Source organism: Acinetobacter sp. NIPH 817, from assembly GCF_000368405.1.
Lineage (GTDB): Bacteria > Pseudomonadota > Gammaproteobacteria > Pseudomonadales > Moraxellaceae > Acinetobacter.
Genome location: NZ_KB849430.1, coordinates 1 through 1,655, shown reverse-complemented (window position 1 = coordinate 1,655; position 1,655 = coordinate 1). Strand labels below are relative to the sequence as shown.

The window sequence follows — 1,655 nt, the reverse complement described above, 5'->3', positions numbered from 1 at the left end:
AAAAGAAATTATCAAAGTTCTGTTGCTTTAGCCTGTATATTTTTATGGCTACCTTTATAGGGTTAATTATGAACAGTAAGTATCAACAGACCCTAGTTTTTGATGAAGAAAATTGAAAAATAAAAACAGGTGATTTGATCTGTCTTGATTAAAGAATAAAAAGCGCCTAGAAGGCACTTTTTATTCTTTAAGTAAATTTACGGCGTTAGAATGACTTTACGACAGTCTTCTTCCTTTTTATCAAAAATACGGTAACCTTCCGCAGCATCTTCCAGTTTCATGCGATGGGTAATAATCACATCCGGAGACAGATCTCCATTTTCGATATGTTCGAGTAACTGCGGCAAGTATTTATGCACATGGGTTTGTCCCATTTTAAAAGTTAAACCTTTGTCAAAGGCATCACCAAACAGAAAGCCATGAATTGGACCGGCATAAACCCCAGGTACACTCACCACACCGCCGCGTCGGACTGCTGCAATACATTGTCTTAGTGCTGAACCACTCGAACCTTCTAATTTCAGGTTGGTCATTACTGTTTCCAGAACACTCCCTTTGGCTTCGAAACCAACGGCATCAATAACTGCATCAACACCACGATAACCTGCTGTATTTTGAATAATAAATTCAGCTGCATCGACTTCATCAAAGTTGACCGGAATGACCCCATAGGTTTGATGAGCAAATCGCAAGCGATAAGGGTGATGGTCGACCATGAAGATCTGTTCGGCACCGAGCATCCGTGCACAAGCTGCAGATAACAGACCGACTGGACCAGCACCATAAATTGCCACTGTAGAACCACGGGTGACTTGAGCATTGGTTACTGCCTGCCAGGCTGTTGGCAGAATATCGGTCAGGAATAATACTTTTTCATCAGGCAAGGAGCCGGGAACCTTAAACGGTCCGACATTGCCTTTGGGAATCCGCACATATTCAGCCTGACCACCCGGAACACCACCATACAGGTGGCTAAAGCCAAACAAGGCCGCTCCTGGTGGAATCTGTTTTTTATTGAGAATTGCACCACGACCCGTATTGGTATTTTCACAGGCAGCCATCAGTTCATGTTCACAGAAAAAACAGTGACCGCATGCAATGACAAAGGGAATGATCACCCGGTCACCTTTTTTGACTTCTGTCACTGCAGGGCCGACTTCTTCTACAACTCCCATAAATTCATGGCCGAAAATATCACCGTCTTCAGTGGCGGGGATTTTACCCCGGTATAGATGTAGGTCTGAGCCACAGATGGCAGTGGCTGTCACCCTTAAAATAACGTCATCTGGTTCCTGAATCACTGGATCTGGAACAGATTCAACTCGTACATCCCGAGCACCATGATAGGTAAGAGCACGCATGCGGATTTCCTCTCTAGTTCAACATAAATAGTCTCAAATAAGGCTGCTGATTATTAAAAAGCCTTTTTATTAGAGCCTTATAACCTGACCTAGAGCTGTAAATTAATGTATGAAATAAGGAAGCCGAGTGTTTAAAAAATAAACTTATATAGTACTTGCGTAATTCACTACAAAATATGTCAAAAATCGAGTAAATGATTAGGGTCTGTTGATACTTACTGTTCATAATTAACCCTATAAAGGTAGCCATAAAAATATACAGGCTAAAGCAACAGAACTTTGATAATTTCTTTT

General features: G+C 41.7%; 1 protein-coding gene. It reads right to left on the bottom strand.

The window, feature by feature from the left end:
- Positions 1-197: 197 nt before the first annotated feature.
- Entirely contained in the window at positions 198-1,361 is a 1,164-nt protein-coding gene (locus F968_RS19420) for a zinc-dependent alcohol dehydrogenase (RefSeq protein WP_002045824.1), read from the bottom strand.
- Positions 1,362-1,655: the final 294 nt, after the last annotated feature.